A 16,951-nucleotide genomic window follows, 5' to 3' on the forward strand; every position below is an offset into this window, starting at 1 on the left:
AAGGAGTGATATCAAGATGCGGAAAACCAATAAAAGATGAATAAATTATCTGAAACCCAGGTTGGCGTGTTATATGCGCTATCTGCTTATTTTATTTGGGGTATTGCACCACTTTATTTTAAGTATTTAGACTTCATTTCTGTCTATGAAGTTTTATCACATCGGGTGATTTGGACTGTGGTCGTTACTGCACTATTAGTCAGTTACCTAAAAGATTGGCCGAATGTAATATCGGTATGTCGGCAATATAAAAGCTTATTGATGCTAGTGGTTACTTCATTGTTGATCAGCTGTAATTGGTTAGTGTTTATTTGGGCAATTAATAACGGAAAAATGCTTGAGGCTAGCTTGGGTTATTTTATTAATCCTATTGTTAATGTCGTTCTAGGATTGGTGTTTCTGAGTGAACGCTTATCACGATTAAAATGGTTTGCGGTGTTTTTAGCTTTTATTGGGGTCTCGGCACAAGCATGGCAATTAGGTGAATTACCTTGGGTTTCTTTAGTATTGCCTTTCACGTTTGCTTTCTATGGCTTATTACGTAAAAAAGTAAAGGTTAAGGCTATCACTGGTTTATTTTTAGAGACGCTGGTGGTGTTGCCAATTGCTATGATTTATCTACTTACAGTTGCTCACAGTGAAACATCTAATCTGTTCAATAATGAATGGTCATTAAATGTGTTTCTGATGCTGGCAGGTATTGTTACGGCACTGCCCTTAATATGTTTTGGACAAGCTGCGTTACGCTTGCCTTTATCTACACTTGGTTTTTTCCAATATTTAGGGCCTTCATTAATGTTCGTTTTGGCAGTGTTTCTATACGAAGAGCCTGTTTCATTAGTTAAATTATTCACTTTTGCTTGTATATGGACTGGAATATTACTCTTTGTGTTTGAAAATAAAGTCACACGCTGGTTAAAATAAAGCAACTAATACTGGATATTTACTCAGTTGTTTTTTATGCTTGTTACTATGATTAAGTTGAAACTGATTGAAATAGGGTAAAGGCACTATGATTGGATTGTTACGTGGTATTTTATTAGAAAAGCAACCACCTGAAATATTATTAGATGTATCTGGTGTGGGTTATGAAATCCAATTACCGATGAGCTCATTTTATCCTTTACCTGCAGTAGGTGAAGAAGCCATTGTTTATACGCACTTTGTCGTGCGTGAAGATGCTCAATTGCTATATGGCTTTGCTGATAAGCATGAAAGAGCAATGTTTCGTGAGCTGATTAAAGTTAACGGTGTAGGCCCTAAGTTAGCTTTAGCTATTTTATCAGGTATGTCTGCAAACCAGTTTGTACAATGTATTAACAATGACGCAGTAACGACTTTGGTTAAATTGCCGGGTGTTGGTAAGAAAACCGCTGAACGTTTAGTGGTGGAAATGAAAGATCGCCTGAAAAACTGGGGTGGGTCAGATCTATTAACACCTGAATCTGATAAATTATCACTGAACAATGATTTTGAGAATACCTTTGTGAGTGGTAATGCTAAAGATGAAGCGATCAGCGCGTTAGTTGCTTTAGGTTACAAACCAGCTGTTGCTGAGAAAACCGTACAGGGTGTGTATCAAGAAGGGATGGATTGTGAAGCCATCATTCGTAGTTCATTAAAAGAATATGATGTAATCATTATCCACTAAGCTAGCTGACTTTCTAAACCAATAGAGTAACTCCATGATAGAAGAAGATCGCCTGATTTCAGGTACCCAAAAAATAGATGATAGTTTAATAGACAGAGCAATCCGTCCAAAATTATTAGCTGATTACGAAGGGCAACCTCAAGTTAATGCACAAATGGAGATCTTTATTGAAGCGGCGAGACAGCGTGAAGAAGCATTAGACCACCTGCTTATCTTTGGTCCCCCTGGTTTAGGTAAAACGACTTTGTCGCATATTGTTGCCAATGAGTTAGATGTAAATATTAAAACCACCTCTGGGCCTATTTTAGAAAAAGCCGGTGATCTAGCTGCGCTACTGACTAACTTAGAAGAAAATGATGTGTTATTTATTGATGAAATACATCGTTTAAGCCCACTGGTGGAGGAAATTTTATACCCTGCCATGGAAGACTACCAATTAGATATTATGATTGGTGAAGGTCCAGCAGCACGTTCTATTAAACTAGATTTACCTCCTTTTACCTTAATCGGTGCAACCACTCGTGCAGGGTCCCTAACCTCTCCATTACGTGATCGTTTTGGTATTGTACAACGCTTGGAATATTATGATTTAACATCGTTGACTAAAATTGTAATGCGTAGTGCAACTCACTTAGGACTGAGCATGGAAGAGTCTGGTGCAATTGAAGTAGCGCGCCGCTCTCGTGGTACACCTCGTATTGCTAACCGACTATTACGTCGAGTACGAGACTATGCTCAGGTTAAAAAAGCCACGGCGATAGATGCGGCGATTGCGCAACAAGCATTGGATATGTTGGAAGTGGACCAACAAGGTTTTGATTATATGGACCGTAAATTACTGATGGCTATTTTAGATACCTTCCAAGGTGGTCCAGTAGGTTTAGATAACTTAGCGGCAGCAATAGGTGAAGAAAAAGAAACCATTGAAGATGTTTTAGAGCCTTATCTTATTCAACAGGGGTTTTTACAACGTACACCACGTGGTCGTATTGCCACTAACCGTACTTACCTTCATTTTGGTTTTGACAAGCCTAAAACCGAATAAGCTAAATTTAACCACTAACATCCCACCAATTTGTATATCACTTTTATGTAAAAACAGCTCAAGTAGGGCTGTTTTTTGTTTCTAAACCCCAGTAATTTTTTAGGATTTTAAATCCGCAAATAAACCATAAATTAGCGGTATGTTTTTTGAGCTTTTCTATGATTTATAAAAGCCTGAAATTGTCATTTTAAAGTGCTTGTCGGGCTTGATCTAGATCATGTTTCGCAGTATAAAGAATTAAGTTTAGGCGATTTAAGTCAGATGTTAAAGCTAGGTTACATGCTTGTTTTGCAAGGGTTAACGTAACATCCTGTTAACTTCTATAGGCAACATAAAATTAACAAACAAGCCGTAAAATGTGTTTTTTATTGTGTAAATTTCGAGGTCCAAAAAACTTATAAAATTTATTTTTTAGCAGGTTTTTTAAGCATCTTTAAAGGAAAGATTTAGGTTCAATTATTAATCAAAATGGTGAGATATTAAGTGCTAAATATACTAAGTCAAAGGTTTGATTTGATTACTCAACCTTTCTTTGATCTAGGATAAGAAAAATAAGCTTATCACCATTTAGAATACTCGGCTTCCCTAGCCAGCCCGGTATTTTAACAGTGCAAAATACTCAAGGGTTTAACAAGTAATAAAGTGCAAGAGTTTACTGGTTGACTCACTTACAGATTTTATTTTTATACGTTTAGGAGAATACAATGGACGATATAGTTGATTTATCGCGTTTTCAGTTTGCCATGACTGCGATGTATCACTTTTTATTTGTGCCCTTAACCCTCGGGTTATCGTGGATCTTATTGATTATGGAATCACTGTATGTGATGACTAAGAAAGAGATCTATAAGGATATGACTAAGTTCTGGGGAAAGCTATTTGCGATTAACTTTGCACTAGGTGTAGCGACAGGTTTAACCATGGAGTTCCAGTTTGGTACTAACTGGGCATACTACTCTCATTATGTAGGTGATGTATTTGGCGCACCTCTAGCGATTGAAGGCCTAATGGCATTCTTCTTAGAATCGACCTTTGTTGGTTTATTCTTCTTCGGTTGGGATAGGCTATCTAAGTTACAACATCTTACAGCCACTTTCTTTGTTGCTTTTGGTTCAAGTATGTCGGCACTTTGGATTCTGGTGGCAAACGCTTGGATGCAAAATCCAGTGGGCGCAGAGTTTAACTATGAAAGTATGCGTATGGAGATGGTTAACTTCGCCGACGTAGTATTTAACCCTGTTGCACAGGTTAAATTCGTTCATACAGTGGCTTCTGGTTATGTTGCTGGTGCGATGTTTGTATTAGCAATCAGCTCATACTACTTATTAAAAGGTCGTGATTTACCATTTGCTAAGCGTTCATTTGCGATTGCAGCCGCGTTTGGTACAGCTGGTATCTTATGTACTATCATTCTTGGTGATGAAAGTGGTTATGAAGTGGGTGACGTACAGAAAGTGAAATTAGCAGCTATCGAGTCTGAATGGGAAACACATCCAGCTCCAGCTTCATTTACTATGATTGGTTTACCAAACCAAGAAGAGCAACGTACTGATTACGCAGTTAAAATTCCTTATGCACTGGGTATTATTGCTACGCGTTCTCTTGATGGTGAAGTAAAAGGCTTAAAAGAGTTAATGGATGAGCATGATGTGCGTATCCGTAACGGTATGATTGCATACGGCTTACTTCAAAAATTACGTGCTGGTGATGAAACACCTGAAAACATTGCACAATTTGAAGAGCTTAAAGTTGATTTAGGTTACGGCTTATTGGTTAAGCGTTATGCGCCGAATGTAGTTGATGCTACCGAACAGCAAATTCAAATGGCTGTTGATGATAGTATTCCTGGTGTTGCGCCAATGTTCTGGTCGTTCAGAATCATGGTAGGAGCAGGTGTGGCTATGTTAGGTATCTTCCTATTTGCACTATACCAATCAGCGACCAACCGTATTGGTCAAAGTAAACTGTTTGCTCGCATCTGTTTATACAGTCTTCCATTACCTTGGGTTGCTATTGAAGCAGGTTGGTTTGTTGCAGAATATGGTCGTCAACCATGGGCGATAGCGGAAGTATTACCAACTCATATGGCGGTATCTTCACTTACAACAGATCAAATTTGGTTTAGTATCCTGTCTATTATTGGTTTTTACACTGTATTACTTATTGTTGAAGTTTATTTAATGGTTAAGTTCTCTCGTATCGGTCCAAGTAGTTTAAAAACAGGTAAGTATCATTTCGAGCAGCTTGAAAACCAACAGGAGTTAAAATAATGTTTGATTACGAAACGTTAAGATTAATTTGGTGGGTGTTAATTAGTGTATTACTAATTGGTTTTGTAGTAACTGATGGTTTTGATATGGGCGTTGGTACGCTATTACCTGTGATTGGTAAAAGTGATGACGAGCGTCGTATGATGATTAACAGTATTGCACCTCACTGGGAAGGGAACCAGGTTTGGCTAGTATTAGCCGCTGGTGCTATTTTTGCTGCTTGGCCTGCTGTTTATGCAACAGCATTTTCAGGCTTCTATGTGGCGATGATGTTGACGCTATTTGCGCTGTTCTTCAGACCTGTTGGTTTTGATTACCGAGGAAAAGTCGCTGACCCACGTTGGAAATCAAGCTGGGATTGGGGCATTTTTGCTGGTAGTACGATACCACCAATCGTGATTGGTGTGGCATTTGGTAACTTATTACAAGGTGTGCCTTTTGTATTAGATGAGTTCCTACGTGCTAATTACGAAGGTACTTTCTTTGCGCTATTAAACCCATTTGCATTGTTAGTGGGTGTATTCAGCCTATGTTTATTTGTATTGCAAGGTTCAACTTGGTTACAAATGAAAACAGAAGGGGCGTTGTACGAACGTGCACGTAAAGTGACATTAGTTGTTGCGCCATTAACCACGCTATTATTTGCACTTGCTGGTCTTTGGTTAGCAAAAGGCATTGACGGTTTTGTTATTACCTCTGCGCTTGATTTAAATGGTGTGTCTAACCCATTAGCAAAAGTAGTAGAGATTCAACCTGGTGCTTGGTTACAAAACTACAGTGACTACCCAATTGCGATGCTTGCACCTATTGTTGGTTTACTGTTCCCATTAATTGCATTTGTAATGAGTATCTTTAAACGTAGTGGTTTTGCTTTCTTCGCAACCAGTATTACACAATTTGGTGTCTTACTAACTTGTGCAGTGAGCATGTTCCCATTCATTATGCCTTCAAGCTTAAACCCAAGTCACAGCTTGACAGTATGGGACGCGACTTCTAGTGAGTTGACACTAAACATTATGACTATTGCTGCAGCGATATTTTTACCTATCATTTTACTTTACACCAGCTTCGGTTACATCAAGATGTTTGGTCGTGTAGGTAAAGAGTTTTTAGTTAAATATAAACATTCAGCGTACTAATTAAGGAATTATATTATGTGGTATTTTGCATGGATTTTAGGTGTATTACTGGCTTGTTCATTGGGCATTATCAATGGACTTTGGTTTGAACAAACTGAAGCTAATGAGCAGGATGAAAAAGACCAATAAAATGGATCTTTAAATTAAGCGGTTACTTTTTAAGTAACCGCTTTTTTTTGTCTTTTTCTAGTATAGATCAGTTGATTATTATGATTGGTATAATAGGCACACGAAGGGGAAGTAATAAGGTTAAGCTTTTACCTTAGGAAGGTATTTGTGGAAGTCTTAGGTTAGCCTTTAAGTGATGCGTTGAATATCGGTTAACAAAAGGTTTAAGCTGATGACACTCAGCTTAAACCTTATCGATTAAATTAACATAAGTGCTTATGTAAACAGGCGTAATAGTCATCGGTTTTAAGTAGTGTTTGATGAGTTCCTTGATTACGTAAAGTGCCTTCTTCCATTAAGTAGATCTTATCCATTCTATCCATCGCGGTTAAACGATGGCTGATCATCAGTAATGTTTTGTGCTGAGCATGTTCAAATAAGAGTTTTAATATATCGCGCTCGGTACGTTTATCTAAGCCTTCTGTTGGTTCATCGAGCAATAGTATTGGCGCATCGTGTAATAAAGCACGGGCAACACCAATACGTCTTTGTTCGCCACCGGAAAGTTGTCTACCACCTTCTCCTAACCAGGTATCAAAGGGATCTTCGCCTTCAGTTAATGCATCGAGTCCGACTTTTTTTAGTACATCTGATAATACTTGATCATTAATATCACGTGCAGCTTTTTGCTCTGCCGCATTTTTAAAGGTTTGTTGGTTGGTGTTAGCTTGAGCCAATGTCAGATTGTCACGTAATGTGCCTGCAAAAATATAGACTCGTTGACTAACGACTGAAATGCCAGAAGTGAGAGCTGCTTGTGAGTATTGCTCAATGGCGGTGCCATCTAGTGTGATACTGCCAGAGTTTGCTTCCCACTCGCGAGTTAATAACGATAATAAGGTAGATTTACCACAACCTGTTTTACCCAATAAGGCAATTTTTTCACCAGCATTTATGGTGAGGTTTATCTTGTTTAAGATAAGTGAGTTGTCACCACCAACTGAGTCACCTTGGTAAGCAAACTGGATATCATTAAGTTGAATCTCACCTAGGGTAATTTGTTGTGCATTTTCTTCATTAAATACAATATCAGGTGTTTGCTCTAATAAATCATTGACTCTTGTTGCTGCATCAATACATGAAGATAGATGTTGGAAAGCCCCTGATATTGGCAGCAATAGCTCAATACTTGCTAACGCCATAAAACCAACCATGGCCAACATAGCCCCTGGAGGTTGATATTCACCGACACCCGATGAGGCGATATATAAAATGCTTAATACAATAAAACCATGGCATAGAATCAACAAAGCTTGGCTAAATGCCATAACATTAGCGGTCATTTGTTGGCTCGCTAATAACTTTTGTTCTGACTCTGCCAATTGAGCACGGAAACGTTCAGTGGCTGAAAATAAAGAGATTTCAGAGAAGCCTTGAATAAATGATAACAACTGCACTCGATAATGACGTTTATTATGCAATTGTTGAACACCAGGTTTACGCCCTAAAAAATAGAATAAAACTGGCAATACTAACCACAGCACTAATAAGCTAGCGGTTAATACAATAGCAATAGTTAGATCAAACCAAGCGACAAAGAAAAACATCGCTAGTAGTACAAAGAAAGCGCTAAAGAGTGGAGTAAGTAAGCGTAGATACAAATGATCTAGGGTATCTATATCCGACACTAAGCGGTTGAGTATTTCCCCTTGGCGTTTACCTTGCATATTCGACGCACTAAGCGGCAATAATTTCCGCCATGCCCATACACGTAATTGAGTCAATAATTTAAAGGTCGCTTGGTGAGTTGATAAACGTTCACCATAGCGACTTGCGGTGCGTAGAATCGATAAGAAACGCACGCCACCTGCAGGTGTAAAGTAGTTAAAGCTTTGTGTGGCTAACAGGGTTAAACCTGCCACAGCTGACGCAGATAAAAACCAGCCTGACAATGATAACAAACCAATCCCAGAAAGCAGGGCGATAATGCTTAGCAATAAACCAACTGACATCATTAGCCATTGTGTTTTAAAAGTCGAATGAAGGGAAGTAATACTGTCATTATAGTTCCGCCTGAGAAGTCATTGAAATTGCACGATCAAGATTACTCATATCTTGTTGCATATCATTAAATAGACCCGGTGTTTTATTGAGTGTTTGAAAGTCACCTTGTTGCACTATTTGACCTTTGTCTAATACGATAATTTTATGCATCTGCTGTAGCTGATCTAATCGATGGCTGATCATGATACTAGTGATCCCCTGTGTCGCTTGTTGAATCGCGCTGAAAATCACCGTTTCACTGTCTTGATCTAAACTTGCCGTTGGTTCATCTAACAAAAATAACTGTGCATTTTTAGTTAGGGCGCGGGCTAATGCAATACGTTGTGCTTGACCCACAGAAAGTCCTGCCATTTGTTCTCCAATAGGATGCTCTAGCCCTAATGGCTTCTGCTTTATAAAGTCCCAGATAGCGACTTGCTGCAAGTAAGATTGAATGGCTTGGTCTGAAATAGAGTTATCACCCATGTTAATATTTTCGCGCACTGTGCCATAAAATAGCTGTGGGTCTTGCCCTAACCAGGCGAGGTTTTTACGCCATTGTGCTTTATCGATACTCGATAGCTCAACGCCATTAATTAATAATGAGCCCTGATAAGGTAAAAAACCTAACATTGAATTGAGTAAGCTGGTTTTGCCTGAGCCACTTGGCCCAACTAAGGCAACATCCTCATTTCCAGCGATTGAAAAGCTAATAGGGCCAACCAATAAAGTGCCGTCTAAGCTTTGTACACAAAGGTCTTTAGCTTGTAATGTTAAGGTTTGGTCTTGCTTGAATGAATGCGCTGCTGTGGCATTGCTTTCTTGTTGATTTGGTAGTTGGTAATCAAGTAACTCTTTAAGCGCTTCAGCTGCGCCTATAGCTTGAGCTTTAGCATGATAATGTGTCCCCATATCTCGCAGCGGTTGATAAAACTCAGGCGCTAGCATTAATACAAATACACCAATGAATAAAGTAAGCGGTTCACCGTAATCACCAAAGTTAAGCTCACCTAAAAAGCTAAATCCAAAGTAAACGGCTAATACTGCAATGGAGATAGCAGCAAAAAATTCCAACACAGCGGAGCTTAAAAAAGCAAGGCGTAATACCGCCATGGTACCTGCTCTGAATGATTCAGAAGCCGATTCAATATTTTTTAACTCTGTTTCACCTTGGTTGAATAACTTAAGGGTTTTTAATCCTTTTAAACGATCCATAAAATGGCCGCTTAATTGTGTTAAAACTTTAAAGTTTTTGCGGTTAGCGTCAGCCGCTCCTTTACCCACTAGGATCATAAATATAGGGATCAGCGGTGCGGTGGTTAATAAAATTAATCCCGCAGCCCAGTTTAATGGGAATACTGCAATTAAAATGGTCAGAGGGATGAAGCCGGCTAATAACATTTGTGGTAAATAACGCGCGTAGAAGTCGTGCAGATCTTCAATTTGCTCTAATACTATGGTTGCCCAGCTACCCGCTGGCTTCCCTTTAATATAAGCAGGCCCTAACTCTGATAATTTATCTAACACCAACTTACGAATGTGTAAGCGTAAGCGTTTACCTGCTTCGAAGCTGGCACGTTCACGAGCAAAAGCTAAGAGAGCTCGGACCGGAATTAAACATAATAATGCAATAAATTCATTGTTTAATGCTTGTCTAGGAAGTTCAAGAATGACAATGTCATGAACAATTGATGCAATTAAATAGGCTTGTACTAAAAGAGAGAGGCCAGTTAATAAGCCTAAAGTCACTGTTAAATTGAGGAAAAAACCACAGGCCTTTTTTTGTTGTTTTAACCACTTTGTTAATTGCTTTTCTAAAGGGATATCCATTTATCTGCTCATTGTCGTGTTGCATGGTTAATTGATCTATTTCACTTGTTAAATCAAAGAGTTTAATTTAGGTAAAATCGAGATCATTTATTTATTATAACTACTAATAATTGTACGTTTGATGTTGTGTTTTAGACCTATTCATTTACCTTGATGCTATAAATAAACTGACTTAACAGGCTATTTCTGTCTATCTGGGCATAAAATGACACAAAACTGATTGCGTTGTAAAATGCCTCTTAATAACATGATGATTTTAAATGTAATGATCTATCTGTAAATATTTATTAAGCACAAATACGCAGACACAATACTGAGTGCGTTTAATAAATACAATAGGAATCACAATTCACTGCTGTGAGCTTGTTTTTAATCAAGTATTTAGTGCCACATTAGTAAAATAACTCTATGTAAAGTAGGGTTTATGTATATCATAACGAAACTTACATATGGTAGAGATTGAGTAGGCTTTAATGGATATGTTCATTTGCCTTTAGATCCACTATTATTTGTACCAGTCACAATAGCATTAGCATAAGGAAAACAGTTTGTTAACGTCAACACTACCAGTTCGAGTCTATTACGAAGATACAGATGCAGGGGGCGTTGTTTATTACGCTAACTATTTGAAGTTCTTTGAGCGTGGTCGCACCGAGTTTTTACGCGATTTTGATATCCAACAGGATACCTTATTAGCTGAAGGGATTGCGTTCATGGTTAAAAAAGTTGATATGGACTGTATTAAGTCAGCGTTATTTAATCAATTGCTAAGTATAGAAACAGAGGTTGCATCCTACCGTAAAGCCAGCTTATTATTTAAGCAGAAAGTTTTTAATGAAAACAGGGAACTTCTCTGTCAGGCGGATACTCTAATCGCTTGCGTAAATTTGAATAAAATGAAACCAACCGCTATTCCAACAGAAATAATTGAGGTAATTACTCGTGCACGCTGATATGTCATTTTTAGGGTTATTCCTACAAGCTAGTTTGCTTGTAAAAACGGTTATGTTATTGCTCTTAGGCATGTCTATCTATTCATGGACGTTGATTTTTTCACGTTCAAGAATGTTAAAGGCTTCTAAGTTAGCACTAAAACATTTCGAAGATCGCTTTTGGTCAGGTCATGACTTAAGCCGCTTATACAAAGAAACCGCTGCGCGTAGTGAGCGAGTGAATGGCGGCGAAAAAATATTCTACATGGGCTTTAAAGAGTTCTCTCGTTTACATCGTATGCCAGGTCGTAACGTTGATAGCGTTATTGAAGGTGCACATCGTTCAATGCGTGTTACTTTGTCGCGCGAAATGGACGAGCTAGAGTCTGGTTTACCGGCATTAGCAACAATCGGTTCTATTAGCCCATACATTGGTTTATTTGGTACGGTTTGGGGGATCATGAACTCATTTATCGCTTTGGGTGAAGTACAACAAGCTACTTTATCTATGGTTGCCCCTGGTATTGCAGAAGCCTTAATTGCAACAGCAATGGGTTTATTTGCTGCGATCCCTGCTGTAATGGCTTACAACAAATTTTCAACTCAAGTTGGTCATTTAGAAGCTTCATACATTAACTTAATGGAAGAGTTCACCTCGATATTACAGCGCCAAGCAATGACTGAGAGTGAGTAACTATTATGCGACATTCTTATCGAACGCCTAGACGAAAACGCGTTATTGCGGAAATCAATGTAGTACCTTATATCGATGTTATGTTGGTACTACTGATCATCTTCATGGTAACTGCACCGTTAGTTACGCAGGGTGTTAAAGTTGATTTACCAGAAGCTGCTGCTGAGTCATTACCTGAAGATTCTAAGCCGCCTTTAATTGCTTCGATTGATAAACAGGGGCGTTACTATCTAAGTGTCGGTGATGAGTCTGATACACCGCTAGATGCATCGCAAATGTCATCACTTGTTGAAGGGCAGATTGAACTTGATCCTGACGCACAATTTATTGTGAAAGGTGATGGAGATGTAGATTATAAAAGTGTTGTGAAATTGATGGTGTTGCTGCAACAAGCTGGTGTGCCTTCTTTAGGTTTAATGACAGAGCCCGACGAATAGATGAAAAATAGTACAAACATTATTGCATTTATTACCGCATTTGCTTTGCACCTCATTATTGGCGGTGTGTTGTTGATGAATATTGATTTTTCGCTGCCTAGGGATAAACCAGAGGCAGCGTCGATCATTGATGCCACCATTATTAATCAAGATATGCTTGATAGTATGGCAAAGCATTCTGAGCAACAAAAGCAAGCTCAGCAGAAAATAATAGATCAACAACGTGAGTTACAAGCACAACAAGAAGCTGAAAAGCAACGTCAACAGGCGCTGGTGCAAAAGCAAAAAGATGACAAGCTAAAAGCTGAGAAAGAGGAAGCAGTACGTAAACAACAAGAGCAGCAGCGTATTGAAAACGAAAAATTAGCGGCAGCAAAGGAAGCTGAAGAGAAAAGACAAGCTGAACAAGCAGCGATAGCTGCAGCGGAAAAGAAAAAAGCAGATGAAGCTGCAAAAGCAGAAAAAGCTAAAGCAGATAAATTAGCTGCTGAAAAAGCTGCCAAAGCAAAAGCGGATAAATTAGCCGCTGAAAAAGCTGCCAAAGAAAAAGCTGACAAACTAGCCGCAGAGAAAGCTGCGAAAGAGAAAGCTGACAAACTAGCGGCAGAAAAAGCGGCGAAAGAGAAAGCAGACAAATTAGCCGCAGAAAAAGCGGCGAAAGAGAAGGCTGATAAATTAGCTGCTGAAAAGGCTGCTAAAGCAAAAGCCGAAAAATTAGCCGCTGAGAAAGCAGCGAAAGAGAAAGCAGAAAGAATTGCTAAACAAAAAGCGGCTGCTGAAAAAGAAAGATTAAGACAAGAAGAGCTTGATAGACAAATGGAGGCTGAGTTTTCAGATGATTTTTCAAGCGCAAGAAGTGCTAAGCAAACATCTGAGATCGCTAGATATCAAGCGTTAATTCGATCTAAAATAAGTCGTAATTGGAAGGTTGATAAAAGTATGAGCGGACAAACTTGTACGTTAGCAATTAAGTTAGCTTCTAACGGCTTAGTATTAAGTGCAGTGATGAGTAAAGGTGATCAAAAGTTATGTGATTCTGCTCGTCGAGCAACACTACAGGCTAAAACGTTACCTATTCCTAAAGACCCAGAGATTAGTGGTCAGTTTAGGGATTTCGATATTACATTAGAGCCAGACCTATAAGGAATGAACATGTTTGTTCGATTAATTAGTTTAATTATATTGATCGCTGCTTCAAGCAACGCATCAGCACGTTTAGAAATTTTAATTACAGAAGGGGTCAATAGTGCGCGTCCTATTGCTGTTGTTCCTTTTAAATGGCTAGGCAAAGGCAAAAAGCCACAGAATTTTTCTGAGATTGTTGCTGCTGATTTACAACGCAGTGGTAAATTCAGTCCTTTATCAATTGATAAAATGCCAAAAACACCTTCTAACAGTAAAGATATTGATTACTCTGCGTGGACGGAGTTAGGTGTTGAAGCAATAGTAATGGGTGAAGTAAAACCAGATACCACTGCCGGTAAATATATAGTTACTTTTGAGTTGTTAGACGTATTAACTGGTAACGTGAATATGCCTAATTTTGATCCTGTGATGGATAAGCGTCGTAGTACTATATCAACAAGCCAGTTAAGACAGTACGCGCATCGTATTAGTGATATCGTTTATGAAAAACTAACCGGTGAACGAGGTGCTTTTTTAACACGCATCGCGTATGTGGCGATAGACAGAACTAGCACACACCCTTATCAGTTACGTATTTCTGATTATGATGGTGAAGGTGAGAAACTAGTATTACGTTCGAAGCAGCCAATTATGTCACCTTCTTGGTCTCCAGATGGTCGTAAATTAGCTTACGTAAGCTTTGAAAAACGTCGTTCACAGGTGTACATACAAGATCTTTACACACAACAACGTGAGTTAATGACTTCGTTCCCGAAAATTAATGGGTCGCCAACTTGGTCACCAGATGGAACTCAACTCGCATTAGTGTTGTCGAAAGATGGACAACCAGAGATATATACTTTTAATATAAAGACAAAAGCATTGAAACGATTGACAAATAATCGTGTCATAGATACTGAACCTAGTTGGACACCAGATGGAAAGTCGATTATATTTTCATCTGAACGAGGCGGAAGACCACAGATTTATCAAGTGTCTTTAGCAACGGGTAAAGCAAAACGCCTAACTTGGGAGGGCGATCTTAATTTAGGTGGAACAATGACCCCAGATGGTGATAATCTTGTACTTGTAAGTCGTCATAATGGGAATTATATGATTGCGGTGCAAGACCTTGAATCTGGTGAGTTAAGAACATTAACAAAAACACAGTTAGATGAGTCACCAAGTATTGCTCCAAACGGCAGTATGATTATTTACAGCACTGTTTATCAAGGTAAACAAGGCTTAGCACTAGTTTCGATGGATGGTCGATTTAAAGCAAATATACCAGCGAATAATGGTGAGGTTAAATCACCGGCATGGTCACCATTTTTACAATAATTTTAATTAAAAACGTACTAAGGAAATAAAATGAATCTATCTATGATTTCAAAAGGCTTATTAATTGCACTACCAATGTTAGCATTAGGTGCTTGTTCTTCAACTACAGATGCGGATGCAGAAGCAGCAGCGAAGCTACAAGCTGAGCAAGCAGCGGCAGCAGCTAAAAAAGCAGCTGAAGATGCAGTTCAAACAGATACAATTCAAGCAATTGAATTAACTGCTGAAGAAAAATTAGTTGAGCAATACACTAGTGCGATTTTAGAGACAACTATCAACTTTGAGTTTGATAAATCAGTTATCTCTCCTAAATACGCAACTATCTTAGATGCACATGCTAAATACTTAGTAAACAACACTGATAAATCAATCACTGTTGAAGGTCATGCTGATGAATTAGGTACGCCAGAGTACAACATCGCACTTGGCGAACGTCGTGGTCTAGCTGTTTCTACTTACCTAGAAAACATGGGTGTTTCAGCAAGCCAAATCACTGTAGTAAGCTACGGTGAAGAGAAGCCTGTTAACCTAGGTCACAACGAGTCAGCTCGTGCTGAAAACCGTCGTGCAGAATTAGTTTACTAATTTCTATATGAAAAAACGTAATCTATCAGCGGTCATGCTTTTGACCGCTTTTTTCTCTTTTCCAAGCTATGCTGCGGCACCTGTTTCAGATGCTACAGTCAGTACGGCTAGTAATGCTGAATTACTAAAACGTATGGATGAGCTAACTAGAGTAATGACGATACGCAATAAAATGCAAATTCGTTTTCAAACTCAGTTAGATCAATTAGGCCAAGAGATAAATCAAATTAAAGGTTCAATGGAAGTATTTTCCAATGACCTAGAGCAAATTGAAGAGCGTCAACGTAATCTCTATCAAATGTTAGATGAACGTCAGCAAACTTCACAACCTGTTGCTGTATCTGCAACACCAGCTGCTCCTGGTACAGACAAAGCTGCTTATCAAGCCGCTGTTGATTTAGTGCTTAATGATAAGCAATACCTTCAGGCAATTACTGCCTTCGAAGCTTTTGTTATTGATTACCCTGAATCAAGTTATGTTCCGAACGCGCAATACTGGTTAGGGCAACTCCTCTACAAAGAAAAAAACGAGATGAAGCTAAAGTTGCATTCTTAGTGGTCACGGAAAAATATCCTGATTCTAATAAACGCGCTGATGCACTATTTAAAATTGGTATCATTGATGAATATGCTGGTTCGATTGATTCTGCGAAATCTTTCTATCAGAAGACGGTCACTGAGTATCCAAGTTCATCTGCAGCCAACTTAGCTGCTAAACGTTTAAAGGCACTTTAAGCACATATTTTATCTAGATTAATTGTGCTTAAATCTGATTTTGTTTAATTTCTCAGCACATGAAATAAAAGTCGCATTTTTTTGTTGCGCTCTGAAAATATTTGTATATTATACGCCGCAGTTGAGAGCAACACGTGATGCAAATCATGTTCTAGCTTAAACTAAAGCTCATTTGGTAGAGCCATTGAAGCACTTTTAATTTAAAAGCGACTTCATTAAACAAAACCATAACCATATAAAATTATATGGCCGTTAGCTCAGTTGGTAGAGCCATTGAAGCACTTTTAATTTAAAAGCAACTTCATTAAAAAAACCAAAACCATATAAAATTATATGGGCCCTTAGCTCAGTTGGTAGAGCCATTGAAGCACTTTTAATTTAAAAGTAACTTCATTAAAAAAACCAAAACCATATAAAATTATATGGGCCCTTAGCTCAGTTGGTAGAGCCATTGAAGCACTTTTAATTTAAAAGTAACTTCATTAAACAAAACCATAACCATATAAAACTATATGGGCCGTTAGCTCAGTTGGTAGAGCAGTGGACTTTTAATCCATTTGTCGAAGGTTCAAATCCTTCACGGCCCACCAATTTTATATAAAGCTCAGTTGTAGAGTTAAAAACAAACCATATAAAGCTATATGGGCCGTTAGCTCAGTTGGTAGAGCAGTGGACTTTTAATCCATTTGTCGAAGGTTCAAATCCTTCACGGCCCACCAATTTTATATAAAGCTCAGTTGTAGAGTTAAAAACAAACCATATAAAGCTATATGGGCCGTTAGCTCAGTTGGTAGAGCAGTGGACTTTTAATCCATTTGTCGAAGGTTCAAATCCTTCACGGCCCACCAATTTTATATAAAGCTCAGTTGTAGAGTTAAAAAAACCATATAAAACTATATGGGCCGTTAGCTCAGTTGGTAGAGCAGTGGACTTTTAATCCATTTGTCGAAGGTTCAAATCCTTCACGGCCCACCACCTTTTACTTCCACCTTTATATATCTACTCCTAGCAAATAT

15 protein-coding genes, 4 tRNA genes and 1 pseudogene are annotated in these 16,951 nt (G+C 38.5%); 18 read left to right on the plus strand and 2 right to left on the minus strand.

Annotated features, from left to right (window positions below; genetic code table 11):
* Positions 1–36: 36 nt before the first annotated feature.
* From rarD to cydX, 6 genes are all read left to right on the plus strand, one after another.
* Positions 37–924 (plus strand): EamA family transporter RarD, encoded by an 888-nt coding sequence (rarD, locus tag ACLKL2_RS16430; RefSeq protein WP_413692501.1) that lies wholly within the window; start codon positions 37–39, stop codon positions 922–924.
* An 88-nt stretch (positions 925–1,012) separates the two neighbouring features.
* Positions 1,013–1,651: a Holliday junction branch migration protein RuvA gene (ruvA, locus tag ACLKL2_RS16435; protein WP_413692502.1), complete on the plus strand. Its 639-nt coding sequence runs from the start codon at positions 1,013–1,015 to the stop codon at positions 1,649–1,651.
* 34 nt (positions 1,652–1,685) lie between these two features.
* A complete protein-coding gene (ruvB, locus tag ACLKL2_RS16440; protein WP_113820193.1) occupies positions 1,686–2,696 on the plus strand; it encodes a Holliday junction branch migration DNA helicase RuvB in 1,011 nt (336 codons plus the stop codon).
* Positions 2,697–3,400: 704 nt separating this feature from the next.
* Positions 3,401–4,966 carry a cytochrome ubiquinol oxidase subunit I gene (locus ACLKL2_RS16445; protein WP_113820192.1) on the plus strand — a complete coding sequence of 522 codons (1,566 nt, stop codon included), beginning with the start codon at positions 3,401–3,403 and terminating at the stop codon, positions 4,964–4,966.
* On the plus strand, positions 4,966–6,105 hold the full coding sequence (cydB, locus tag ACLKL2_RS16450; protein ID WP_113820191.1) for a cytochrome d ubiquinol oxidase subunit II: 1,140 nt from the start codon (positions 4,966–4,968) through the stop codon (positions 6,103–6,105). Before ACLKL2_RS16445 ends, cydB begins: the two co-directional genes overlap by 1 nt.
* Positions 6,106–6,120: 15 nt before the next feature.
* Entirely contained in the window at positions 6,121–6,234 is a 114-nt protein-coding gene (gene cydX, locus ACLKL2_RS16455) for a cytochrome bd-I oxidase subunit CydX (RefSeq protein ID WP_113820190.1), read from the plus strand.
* Positions 6,235–6,476: 242 nt separating this feature from the next.
* On the opposite strand, the pseudogene cydC reads toward cydX, so the two are convergent.
* Positions 6,477–8,275, minus strand: a pseudogene (cydC, locus tag ACLKL2_RS16460) (heme ABC transporter ATP-binding protein/permease CydC).
* Entirely contained in the window at positions 8,275–10,086 is a 1,812-nt protein-coding gene (cydD, locus tag ACLKL2_RS16465) for a heme ABC transporter permease/ATP-binding protein CydD (protein WP_413692503.1), read from the minus strand. Before cydD ends, cydC begins: the two are co-directional and overlap by 1 nt.
* Positions 10,087–10,634: 548 nt before the next feature.
* Between cydD and ybgC the strand changes: the two genes are divergently transcribed.
* The 12 genes from ybgC (at position 10,635) to ACLKL2_RS16525 (ending at position 16,910) form a co-directional block, all read left to right on the plus strand.
* Positions 10,635–11,039 (plus strand): tol-pal system-associated acyl-CoA thioesterase, encoded by a 405-nt coding sequence (ybgC, locus tag ACLKL2_RS16470; protein WP_113820187.1) that lies wholly within the window; start codon positions 10,635–10,637, stop codon positions 11,037–11,039.
* Positions 11,029–11,712 (plus strand): protein TolQ, encoded by a 684-nt coding sequence (gene tolQ, locus ACLKL2_RS16475; protein ID WP_113820186.1) that lies wholly within the window; start codon positions 11,029–11,031, stop codon positions 11,710–11,712. The genes ybgC and tolQ overlap by 11 nt, the downstream gene beginning before the upstream one ends.
* A gap of 5 nt (positions 11,713–11,717) precedes the next feature.
* Positions 11,718–12,149 (plus strand): protein TolR, encoded by a 432-nt coding sequence (gene tolR, locus ACLKL2_RS16480; RefSeq protein ID WP_413692504.1) that lies wholly within the window; start codon positions 11,718–11,720, stop codon positions 12,147–12,149.
* Positions 12,150–13,292, plus strand: a complete 1,143-nt coding sequence (gene tolA / locus ACLKL2_RS16485) for a cell envelope integrity protein TolA (protein WP_413692505.1) — start codon at positions 12,150–12,152, stop codon at positions 13,290–13,292.
* A gap of 3 nt (positions 13,293–13,295) precedes the next feature.
* On the plus strand, positions 13,296–14,615 hold the full coding sequence (tolB, locus tag ACLKL2_RS16490; protein ID WP_413692506.1) for a Tol-Pal system beta propeller repeat protein TolB: 1,320 nt from the start codon (positions 13,296–13,298) through the stop codon (positions 14,613–14,615).
* Positions 14,616–14,645: 30 nt separating this feature from the next.
* Positions 14,646–15,200 carry a peptidoglycan-associated lipoprotein Pal gene (pal, locus tag ACLKL2_RS16495; RefSeq protein ID WP_113820182.1) on the plus strand — a complete coding sequence of 185 codons (555 nt, stop codon included), beginning with the start codon at positions 14,646–14,648 and terminating at the stop codon, positions 15,198–15,200.
* A gap of 7 nt (positions 15,201–15,207) precedes the next feature.
* Positions 15,208–15,756 carry a YbgF trimerization domain-containing protein gene (locus ACLKL2_RS16500; RefSeq protein WP_413692507.1) on the plus strand — a complete coding sequence of 183 codons (549 nt, stop codon included), beginning with the start codon at positions 15,208–15,210 and terminating at the stop codon, positions 15,754–15,756.
* Positions 15,756–15,935: a tetratricopeptide repeat protein gene (locus tag ACLKL2_RS16505; protein ID WP_413692508.1), complete on the plus strand. Its 180-nt coding sequence runs from the start codon at positions 15,756–15,758 to the stop codon at positions 15,933–15,935. Before ACLKL2_RS16500 ends, ACLKL2_RS16505 begins: the two co-directional genes overlap by 1 nt.
* A gap of 514 nt (positions 15,936–16,449) precedes the next feature.
* A tRNA-Lys gene (locus tag ACLKL2_RS16510) sits at positions 16,450–16,525 on the plus strand.
* Between the two features lie 53 nt (positions 16,526–16,578).
* Positions 16,579–16,654: transfer RNA gene (locus tag ACLKL2_RS16515), tRNA-Lys, on the plus strand.
* Between the two features lie 53 nt (positions 16,655–16,707).
* A tRNA-Lys gene (locus ACLKL2_RS16520) sits at positions 16,708–16,783 on the plus strand.
* Between the two features lie 51 nt (positions 16,784–16,834).
* A tRNA-Lys gene (locus tag ACLKL2_RS16525) sits at positions 16,835–16,910 on the plus strand.
* Positions 16,911–16,951 lie beyond the last annotated feature (41 nt).

Source organism: Psychromonas sp. KJ10-2 (assembly GCF_047323255.1).
Classification (GTDB): Bacteria; Pseudomonadota; Gammaproteobacteria; order Enterobacterales; family Psychromonadaceae; genus Psychromonas.

What these genes read in the sequence shown, in the direction of transcription:
- tolR (WP_413692504.1), top strand. Translation starts at nt 11,718, where the DNA reads ATGCGACATTCTTATCGAACGCCTAGACGAAAACGCGTTATTGCGGAA.
- tolA (WP_413692505.1), top strand. Translation starts at nt 12,150, where the DNA reads ATGAAAAATAGTACAAACATTATTGCATTTATTACCGCATTTGCTTTG.
- ACLKL2_RS16445 (WP_113820192.1), top strand. Translation starts at nt 3,401, where the DNA reads ATGGACGATATAGTTGATTTATCGCGTTTTCAGTTTGCCATGACTGCG.
- cydX (WP_113820190.1), top strand. Translation starts at nt 6,121, where the DNA reads ATGTGGTATTTTGCATGGATTTTAGGTGTATTACTGGCTTGTTCATTG.
- cydB (WP_113820191.1), top strand. Translation starts at nt 4,966, where the DNA reads ATGTTTGATTACGAAACGTTAAGATTAATTTGGTGGGTGTTAATTAGT.
- ruvB (WP_113820193.1), top strand. Translation starts at nt 1,686, where the DNA reads ATGATAGAAGAAGATCGCCTGATTTCAGGTACCCAAAAAATAGATGAT.
- tolB (WP_413692506.1), top strand. Translation starts at nt 13,296, where the DNA reads ATGAACATGTTTGTTCGATTAATTAGTTTAATTATATTGATCGCTGCT.
- rarD (WP_413692501.1), top strand. Translation starts at nt 37, where the DNA reads ATGAATAAATTATCTGAAACCCAGGTTGGCGTGTTATATGCGCTATCT.
- pal (WP_113820182.1), top strand. Translation starts at nt 14,646, where the DNA reads ATGAATCTATCTATGATTTCAAAAGGCTTATTAATTGCACTACCAATG.
- ruvA (WP_413692502.1), top strand. Translation starts at nt 1,013, where the DNA reads ATGATTGGATTGTTACGTGGTATTTTATTAGAAAAGCAACCACCTGAA.
- ACLKL2_RS16500 (WP_413692507.1), top strand. Translation starts at nt 15,208, where the DNA reads ATGAAAAAACGTAATCTATCAGCGGTCATGCTTTTGACCGCTTTTTTC.
- cydD (WP_413692503.1), bottom strand. Translation starts at nt 10,086, where the DNA reads ATGGATATCCCTTTAGAAAAGCAATTAACAAAGTGGTTAAAACAACAA.